Raw genomic sequence first — 9,085 nt, 5'->3', positions numbered from 1 at the left:
GAGGATCGCCTTCAATCAATCCCTCTTTCTGTAGCTGACGAGCGAACCACACATGGCCCAAGTCAAAACACTCCAGCTCAGCTTTGACGCCTGCCGCCTGCACCAAGCGTGCGTGCTCGCGCAGCCAATCGGCGGGATTGACGTAGACCATATCGCCAAAGTTGAGGCTGCCGCAGTCGAGCGTACACAGTTCGGGCAGTAGTTCACCGACCGGCTCATGGCGCTGAGCCGGTGTTTGAATGTCAGTGCCGGGGCCACCACGGGTGGGGTCATTCGCGTCGGGAATCCAGTCGCCGCCACCGCCTGCGGTGATGTTCATGACGATATCCATGTCGGCTTCGCGCACACGCTCCATCACTTCGCGGAAGTGGTCTAGGGAGTGGCTAATGCCACCCGTTTCGGGGTCGCGCACATGAATATGCGCTATGCTAGCCCCGGCTTTCGCGGCGGCAATGCAGTCATCGGCTATTTGCTTCGGGGTGATGGGCACGTGTTGGCTTTTTGCCGTCGTGTCGCCGGCGCCAGTGACTGCACAGGTTAAAATCACGTTTCTATTCACTTGCTGCTCCTTTTAAGGGCTAAGAGGTTAGCCCTATTGTGGCAACAAGTCGTTGAGCTGAGTTGTCACTAAGCGACATGCAGGGTCCGCTAAGCGACAAGATTTTTTTGTTATTTGGCTGGCAAGTGTTTACCAACTGACGCGTCAAGCATCACGCAGTCGCGTGATGATACGAGCGCACCGAGCAGTGGTGCTAAGTGCTCATTCAAAATTAATCGTGCGATCAGCTAAATAGCTACGTCATAGCTGATGTACCTCTCCACTGAGATGATCAAACGAAAGGTAAGCACTCAACGAAAGCCAAGCCTACTTCATTTGACGCCCCTTTAACTCAGTTAGATTTAGCTCCGGCGAGTAGGCCGATAAGTAAACCAGTTGCACACGGTACGATATCCACTCAACTATGTTCCGCCTGAAGGCCCTAGGTCTTTTGCCCTCACTTTGTTACTACTCTTCCTTGAATTTTGCTTTGCAATTACCGCTCATACACATTGTGCAGTAGTGTTCCCTATCTTCATGTTGCGTACCCTTAGCAATGACAATGCCGCAGTTGTTGCAAAGCAGAGTTTCCGTGCCATCTTCTACCTTCACAATTGCATGTTTGTAGTCCATAAAACTCTCCGTGAAGCCCTCACCCTGCAAGGGGGAGGAGTAATAGCATGTGGCGAAAGCCAATCCTTCTGTCATATCCCTTCCGACGGTGCTATCGAGCATCAGTTCAAATGCTGTTGTTTTCCGGCATATGGTTAGGCTCCTTTCACAACCATGGTAGTGCAGAATGATAACTTGGTCGGAAACTCAGCGTTTTATGCTTATAACATTAGAGTATTGCTCGTATGCGACACTTTGAGCTACGACTTCTCCCCAGCGCCGCCATACGTCTACTTGTGACTTCCAGCGAGCAGCACGGTTATAGGTTCCTATTAGCTTCGGTGGAGCGTGGGCAAGCATCATTTCCACCAAAAGTGGATCTGCCATGAGTAGTTCAGTGGCTTGAGTGGCAAAGGAACGCCTTAGGTCGTGAGTGGTGAAGTGCTCAAGATAATAAAGAGGCGCGCTGTCATCGTGCTCTTTTCTGGCACGGCCTTGTAAGCGCGCGATGGTGGTGCTCAAGCTATCCGGGTGAATTGGCTTACCAGTGCCTTGAGTTGATGCAAAAACAAATTCACCTGCTGCTAGCTGGCGCTGTTCTGCCAGCAGTTCAAGCGACAACTGGCTAAGGTGAACCTTATGTTGGCGGCGTGATTTAGTGCGTTCAGCGGGTATTGTCCATTCTGTTTTTTTGATTTCATCCCAGCGCATAAATGCCACTTCACTACGGCGGCAGCCTGTCAGGATCAGCAGCTTTAGCGCATTGGCTACGGGAATACTCAGCACCGCGGTTGTAGCTTTGCCTTCGTTATCGGCACGGGTGTCATCTATCGCTTGCCACAGTTGACGTAGTTCAGGCAAAGAGAGGTGGCGTTGACGTGGAGCAGACGCAGACGCAGCCCTCTTTGAACCTCACTTCGCTCCCAACATAATTTCTTATAAGCTTGGTAAAAAGGCAGGAAAAATGACTCTAAAAATATCACCACAATAATCTTTATGTATCAAAAGCATAGGAAAAATCTTGGAGAAGGACAGTTAAAATGGCCTTGACATGTATCGATTAGCTATCTAGCTTCGCGCTTATCTACCTTAAAAAATCCAATTCTAATAGGCAAACCATGCATACAGGCGCTCAATCAAAGGGGGTGTTTGATCACTGGATCAGTGATGTTAACCAGATTTGTGGCCCTTTTTCAGCAACCCCCTTAGGTAAAGATTTCTCTGCCAATATTTATAAAATGGGAGGAAGCATCCTGGATATGTCTCGAGTCACGATTCGAGGCGCCCAACTTTTTCGCGGCCGAAATGAGATACGCCGCTGCATAACACCCGATTTTTTTTGTGTCTTTCAAGTGCAGGGAGAATCCCGTGTTGAGCAGGCAGGCAATGTTTCGATACTCCAGACTGGAGATATCGTTTTGGTGGATTCAGCTCTTCCATTCTCCTTTACCTATGATTGGACATCCCAGCAAATATCGCTGATTTTGCCTCGCCCAGTCATCGAACGTACATTAAACCTATCTGGTATAGAACTTGGTGTCCGAATTCCGTCTCACAGCCATATTGCTAGTTTTGCCAACCACCTGATTGCCGAAGCCGCCCATTATGACAACTTGGATGCTGAGGAAAGCTCTGCCCTCCTTGATTCGCTGATCATGTTGTTAAAGCCTTCGGTCATTCGCAGTGTGGGGCAGCATAGTCCTAATGATAGGGTTTTCTTGCAGGCCGCCTCTTTTATTCGGGAAAATATTGGCGACCCTGCATTGAGCCCTAAGATAGTGGCCAATGCGACCGGGGCGTCCGTGCGCAGCCTCTACAGGGCTTTTGCCGCCCACTCTATGACCGTTTCTGAGTATATTAAAACCCAACGGCTAGAGATGTGTGCTGACTACCTCAAAACCTCAAAAAGTAAACTGGGGTTGACCGAGGCAGGATACCGTTTTGGTTTTGCCAGCCCTAGCGCATTCTCAACGGCTTTCAAGCAGCACTTCGGCATCACGCCATCCCGCTATTGCCAGCAATTGGTTACCTGAAAAAGGCCTGCCCGATATGTTCCGACAGACCCTTAGGTGAGCGGGTTACTTAGCATTCACTTCTTAATGCTGATGACTCGCGGTTGAGTGACAGCTTTCAAGCCTTCTATACCGAACTCCACCCCATAACCAGAGGCCTTGTTACCTCCAAAAGGTACCATGGGATGGATCGCACCATGCTGATTGATCCAGACCGTCCCGGCTTCTAGCTTTGAAGCCACCAACTCTGCCTCTTCCAGGCTGTTAGCCCAGACTGATGCCCCAAGGGCAGCCGACAGGCGATTGGCAGAACCGATAGCTTCGTCCAGGCTGCGGTAGCGAATGATTGGTAAAGCAGGTCCAAACTGCTCCTCATCGACCAGCCTGTGACCATCCCGGATGTTACCCACCAAGGTCAGTGGCAGAAAATAACCTGTCTCAGGGATGTCCCCAAACTCTATAACATCACAGCCATTGGCACGCGCGTCGGCTATTAATTCTTTCACTTTATTGTGCTGCATCGTGTTCTGCAGAGGGCCGATCAAGTTGCTCTCATCCATGCCGTCGCCAATAGGTACCTGGCAAGCAAAGTCGCTAAGCGCAGCCACCACGGAGTCGTAGTCATTCTCATGGACATATAGTCGTTTGATACAGGCACACGTCTGCCCTGCGTTCAAGAAGGCCCCCCAGAAAAGATCCTCTACTATGGCACTGGTTTCCGTGCCGGGCATGATGATGGCAGCATCGTTACCACCAAGCTCCAAAGTAATAGGAGCTAAATTCTGCGAAGACGCTTCCACAATACGCCGACCAGTCGACTCGCTGCCAGTAAACATGATCTTGTCGATGTCAGGATGGCTGGTCAGTGCAGCACCGATACGGCCATCTCCAGAGACCGTATTAAGCACACCGGGAGGTAGCACTTGGCTAATCAACCGGACCATTTCCAGTGTTGCAATAGGCGTGTATTCAGAGGGTTTAAGCACCACCGTATTACCCATACGGATAGCAGGGATAATCTGCCAGATGGCAATCATTAGTGGCCAATTCCAGGGGGCAATAGCAGCGACGACACCCAAGGGGAATCGATAAAGAACATCCTTACGCTTATCGTCTTCATACACCACTTCAGGAGGGAGTTCTAAGGCAGACGGAACCTGTGTCCAGCCAACACAGGCTTGCATCTCGAAGCGCGACCCGGGCCCCGACAGTGGCTTGCCCTGTTCCTGTGTAATTAACCCAGCCAAATATCCCGAGTTCTCCTCCAGTACCTGTGCAACCCGCGCCACTGCTTCCCGACGCTCCTGGTCACTGGTGCTAGCCCAGGCTTTTTGTGCCTGACGAGCAGCATCTACGGCAAGATCAACATCGAGTTCGCTATTAATAGGTGCAAGCCCCAGAGTAATGCCAGTGGCGGGGTTGCAGATTTCCTGATGTTCGTTTGCTTCAGTCTGTTTACCACGGACCGTATTGTGATAGGTCTGCATGAAATTACTCTTCTGAAGTTGTATTTGAGCTGTGAGTCGGATAATTGCTGAGCGATCCACTACCCAACCTAAAGAGCTTGGGGTTATGGGCCTAGCTGTGTTGCTTTAAAACGGCATAATCGCAATTATCTGGGCATAGGTACTGGTGTCATTACTGCCGAGCTGACTACCCCCTTCAGCGGCACTTTTATCCGGGTTATAAAACCCAATCACAGGACTGATAATCAGATGTGGAGATGCCACCCATTCGGCATAAAGATTGACTTCCTGAGCGTTCAGGCTTCCACTACCGCCCGCTGTGTCGCTGAAGTCGAAGAGGAGCGCGCCAACACTAAGTGTCTCTGTTGGCGTCGCCTTCAGACCCAGGTGATGCACGTCTGTAGCGGAGTTAAAAGGCCCCGCATAGTTGGCCGCAACTTCACCCTGAAACCAGGTGCCGTAACCACGGTTGAGGCCAAAAAACAGTGGGTCGAAGCCTTGATCAAAGCTTGAGAACCTATAGTTGATACTGGGTGACCAAGGAACATCGCTGAAAGTCCAGCCTGCTTCGGCGTACCATGCATCAGCGTCTTTACCGGAACTGCCCCCTGGTTTCTGGGTAACAAATTCCGCGGACAGGAAAAAGTTTTCAACACCGGCATTGCCCTGATAGCGCAAGCTTGTCGTTTGCTGTCCATCCCGTGAGCGGTAACCGGTGAGGGGGGCAAAGGTATCGTCTACATCCAGGCCCTCAATATAGGTCAGGCCAAAGGTGCCCTTCTGGCTAACGTACTCGGCATTGACCCCTGCAAGCTCCATCTCTGCCTGGGCCCGGTTATCAGACGACAGCCAGAACAGATCTGCACGCAGCCCATCGGAGCCGCCAATACGCGCAATGGCAGTTTGACCAAAGGCCTTGCGCGCTGCTAGCCAGTACGCACCCCCTCGGTCAAAGTCCAGGCCAGGAGCACTGAGTGCATCGCCAAAATTGAGCGCATCGTCATTGATGAGGAAGCCATCACCGATGGTGAACGGTTGCCGCCCTATGGAAATATCAAGACCATCATCACCAAGCGCCGGAATCAGCCTGCCTGAACGCCAACCGACATAGGCATCTTCCAGTTTGGTTTCCCGCTCATTGCCCGAGGTGAATCCCCCTGCGTCGCCATCCCCGCCAGTTGCGGACGTCATCAGGTTGATGGCACCGTACAATCCGCTACCCGCGCCCATAGTTTGGCTTCCAGAAAGCCCATACTTGATATAACCCTCTTGCCACTTGGCATCGCCAGCTTCGGACTTGGCACCAAGGCTATAACTCTCCTCACTATAGAAAACGCCTAAAACAGCTTCGATATCAACATTAAGTTCAGTACTGTCTTTTTCATAAACATTGTAAGCCAGAGAAGGCATGGAGAATGCCGCTACCGCCGTAGCGGCACTGACTAGGCCCGCCATGCGCTGAATAAAGATTTTTGTTTTCATTCGCTTCACATCCTGCAGATCCGATTTGTGACCAGGCATTTCTGCCTGGTCAGGCTTTACCTAGTACGATCAGTTCTCCGGGGTTTCCGGCTCGGGCAGGTTTAATGTGGGTGTCTGGTCGAAGAAGTTCCATGGTTTGAGCATGGAGTGAACGTACTCCGTCGGCATAATTGGCCATTCCTCGGCACGGGCTACATGCGTGGCACCTGTTGTCATCCACAGCACGGTATCGACGTTCTCGATAGATTGATCATCCTCGACAAAGACTTTCAAGCCAGTATCCGTTTCGGCGCGGTTCGGGTATTTGCCTTCCGGGAAGCGCTCGTCTGGATTGTATTGGGTAACCCATATTTGCTTATCCATGAAGTTAACGCGCTTGAAAAGCCAGTCATCTTCACTGAATAACGCCCCCTTAGCGATCGGATGGGTTCCTCCAGCGAATGGTATAACTTGGTAGCCCACCGGATAGCCCATGCGATTTTCTTCGTTTGGGTTGGTCATCAGTCGGATGGTGGAGGGGTCGAATTTCTGAACAGACTCAAGCTCCGTGGGAACGACGCGCTCTCTGGTAACCATGACACTCTTGCGGGGGCCACCAGCGGTGTTTTCCTCAACGACTGGGTCAATTTCCATTAAGCTGTTCTGCTCGCCATCAACATCTAGGTCCAAGCGAAAGTTATAGATATGCTGGTGTGTAGTGCCCACAATGTTGTGGTCAATCAGTGTGCCGTAGCGAGTATCTTCTTCGGCCGTCTCGTCATGTATGGTGCGTGATCTGACAGCCTTAACCGCTTCAATGCCAGAGGCCCCGACCGTCAACTGGATATTGCCATTGGCCATAAAAATCCAATCGAACATATAATCGTAGTTGCCAATAGTGCTGACCCACCGGACAACTAGCTCCCGGCGCTGGCGGCTTTCATTGCCAGGGCTGCTGCCTAGCATTTCAGTGTGCTTGAACTCAGGTCCTGCGTAGCGCTCAAATACTGCTATGGCGTTAGGAATGGTAAAAGGATCACCATTGTTATCCGCCAGGGTTGCTGGCAAGAGTGTAGCGTTGGCGGGAACATCGGTACCGAGCACCAGCGGCGAGGTAAGGTTACCCATCCCATATTCACCGGAGTCGAGATAGGCTTTGAAGTACCAGCCGACATCAGGATCCCCATAGGGCACGATCATGCCGCCCAATGAGCCTTCATACATGACCTTTCGTTTATCACCCTGATCGTTATAGGTAAGGGTCGAGATAACGGGGCCAACACGAGCATCCAGCTTGAGGTGGAAATCCCAGTTCTGCCAGTGAATCATGCTGTCCGTCATGGACACATTTTTGCCTTCTGGCTCCATCGTTACCAGAGGTTTGACGTCTGCTATATCCATCTGATCGCGCCCGTCATAGGGGCGAGGAGTCATGGGAATAGGGACAACGCCTTCATCCTCAATCTTCAAGATGCTGCTCTCTTCCAGATCAACGACTGCGACAAGGTTTTCGATCGGGTGTGCCCAGTAATTGCCATCCCCCACATCAAGATAAGACACCACCTTTAACAGCCTAGAATCATGCTCAAGGCCATCTTCCCCCTGGAAGTACCCCACTGTTAGCGGGGTAGCAACGACATTATCGATATCGTCAATGCCGCGTTTTCTCAACGCTTCTTTATAAGCTTCGCTCTCAGCGATAATTTCCTGTACGGCCATAAAATCATCGAAAGTAACCATGCCATGTGCACCTTCGATATGCTCCCACCGCAGTATGTCGCCAGAAGCTAGGTCTATGGTTCCTTCAATTACCTTCCTTCCATCTAGAACAGTGAACTCGGCATGCCTCTCAAAATCATGGGAACCACCAAAATACCAGTCCCAGACACTGCCTTTGTCTGGATCTGCCAAGCGTATTTCGGTAAAACGCATATTATCTGTGTAGTACGTCGATGCTTTAACTACCTCTGCCGCGTTTCTAATCTCCTCTGCTGTTAGTGAGTCCAGAGGATGACTCCGGCCTTCTGTGCGCATAGTCTGTGGCACATGATCTTTGAAAAGATCATGCACAAAGCTTCGCTCTACTAGGACTTCACCATCATGGAGTCTTGCCGGAGCAGAGAGCTCAACAGGTTCTCCGTTGTATAGAGCTTGAGTTTCCCCTAAGGGCACCCGAATGTCAGCTTCCCCGGAGGTAATCAGCAGTTCACTGTTGTCATCACTGAGTTCATAGGTTGCACCTGAAGAACTGAGAGCCTGATCTATTGGCAGATAATCTGGCGAGCCACCATGGGCCATGGTGGCCGGGCTCGTCAGTAGAAGAGAGGATGCAAGCGATAGAGCGAGTAATGTTTTCTTATTGTCCATGATCACTCCTGACAATGGTTCCAATGTGAGCTGAAGGCTCGTTTCCCTCAAGATAGCGATAGCCGAGCGGCTGCCGCGTTAGAGACCACCTCCAACCAGTTTTTATAACAATAGGAATACCAGCTTAGAGGCCCAGGGACTTTTGAGTTGATGCCAGACCTTTGCGGAAACGTGCCACGTAGAGAAAAATCGAAATACCCGGGTCGGGCCGATTACCTATTGCCTAGCAGTCTGTCGGACTTGAGGTTAATGGATGAGCTGAGGCGTGGGTTCTTCACCCCCCCCCCTGTGTTGGTGTTGGTGTTGGTGCTGTTGTGTGGCTCTTAACCTGCCCCTCAGCTTCTGCAAGGCGGTTCTGACGCCTTGCCTGCTGGCCGGTTGGGCGCGGCGAGCCCTCAGCCCGCCGTCAACCGGTGCATCCGCTTGATATTCCACGCCATGGTGGCCAATCGCCACTCGCCGCTGACCTTATCCAGTCCGCGTAGCGAGAACTGCCGGAACCCCATCACGTGTTTGATGATCCCGAAGACCGGCTCCACGGTATGTTTGCGCAATGCGTAGAGCGCTCGGCCCGCCTGCGTCTTCAAGCGGTGTGCCATCTGTTCGACGGGGTCCTCGCTCTCCGGGGC

General features: G+C 51.6%; 8 protein-coding genes and 1 pseudogene. 1 reads left to right on the top strand and 8 read right to left on the bottom strand.

Features of this window, described 5'->3' with window-relative positions:
- The 4 genes and pseudogenes from BMY49_RS16215 to BMY49_RS16200 all read right to left on the bottom strand — a co-directional run.
- Positions 1-559: beta-keto acid cleavage family enzyme (locus tag BMY49_RS16215; RefSeq protein WP_143058153.1), on the bottom strand; the 559-nt coding region annotated here is incomplete at its 3' end.
- Between the two features lie 240 nt (positions 560-799).
- Positions 800-988: pseudogene (locus tag BMY49_RS16210) on the bottom strand (IS630-like element ISHsp2 family transposase); the annotation flags it as partial.
- Positions 989-1,006: 18 nt separating this feature from the next.
- Positions 1,007-1,246 (bottom strand): hypothetical protein, encoded by a 240-nt coding sequence (locus BMY49_RS16205; protein ID WP_089676055.1) that lies wholly within the window; start codon positions 1,244-1,246, stop codon positions 1,007-1,009.
- 111 nt (positions 1,247-1,357) lie between these two features.
- Positions 1,358-1,936, bottom strand: coding sequence for a site-specific integrase (locus BMY49_RS16200; RefSeq protein WP_167359388.1), 579 nt, complete (start codon positions 1,934-1,936; stop codon positions 1,358-1,360).
- A gap of 332 nt (positions 1,937-2,268) precedes the next feature.
- On the opposite strand from BMY49_RS16200, the gene feaR reads away from it, so the two are divergent.
- Complete coding sequence (feaR, locus tag BMY49_RS16195; protein WP_089676053.1) at positions 2,269-3,183, top strand: transcriptional regulator FeaR; 915 nt, start codon at positions 2,269-2,271, stop codon at positions 3,181-3,183.
- A 56-nt stretch (positions 3,184-3,239) separates the two neighbouring features.
- Here the strand turns inward: feaR and BMY49_RS16190 are convergent, their stop codons facing one another.
- From BMY49_RS16190 to BMY49_RS16175, 4 genes are all read right to left on the bottom strand, one after another.
- Positions 3,240-4,649: an aldehyde dehydrogenase family protein gene (locus BMY49_RS16190; RefSeq protein ID WP_089676052.1), complete on the bottom strand. Its 1,410-nt coding sequence runs from the start codon at positions 4,647-4,649 to the stop codon at positions 3,240-3,242.
- Between the two features lie 105 nt (positions 4,650-4,754).
- The gene (locus tag BMY49_RS16185) at positions 4,755-6,110 is read right to left on the bottom strand and encodes an alginate export family protein (protein ID WP_089676051.1); all 1,356 of its coding nucleotides are present in this window, start codon (positions 6,108-6,110) and stop codon (positions 4,755-4,757) included.
- 69 nt (positions 6,111-6,179) lie between these two features.
- Positions 6,180-8,456, bottom strand: coding sequence for a copper amine oxidase (locus BMY49_RS16180; protein ID WP_089676050.1), 2,277 nt, complete (start codon positions 8,454-8,456; stop codon positions 6,180-6,182).
- 395 nt (positions 8,457-8,851) lie between these two features.
- On the bottom strand, positions 8,852-9,085 hold a 234-nt coding region (locus tag BMY49_RS16175; protein ID WP_143058152.1), incomplete at its 5' end, for a transposase.

Origin of the sequence: Vreelandella aquamarina (assembly GCF_900110265.1) — a bacterium.
Classification (GTDB): domain Bacteria; phylum Pseudomonadota; class Gammaproteobacteria; order Pseudomonadales; family Halomonadaceae; genus Vreelandella; species Vreelandella aquamarina.
This window is presented reverse-complemented; position numbering and strand designations above follow the sequence as displayed.

Excerpts from the sequence above, each read along its gene's own strand:
- BMY49_RS16185 (WP_089676051.1), bottom strand. The coding sequence starts at position 6,110 with ATGAAAACAAAAATCTTTATTCAGCGCATGGCGGGCCTAGTCAGTGCC.
- BMY49_RS16190 (WP_089676052.1), bottom strand. The coding sequence starts at position 4,649 with ATGCAGACCTATCACAATACGGTCCGTGGTAAACAGACTGAAGCAAAC.
- BMY49_RS16205 (WP_089676055.1), bottom strand. The coding sequence starts at position 1,246 with ATGACAGAAGGATTGGCTTTCGCCACATGCTATTACTCCTCCCCCTTG.
- feaR (WP_089676053.1), top strand. The coding sequence starts at position 2,269 with ATGCATACAGGCGCTCAATCAAAGGGGGTGTTTGATCACTGGATCAGT.
- BMY49_RS16180 (WP_089676050.1), bottom strand. The coding sequence starts at position 8,456 with ATGGACAATAAGAAAACATTACTCGCTCTATCGCTTGCATCCTCTCTT.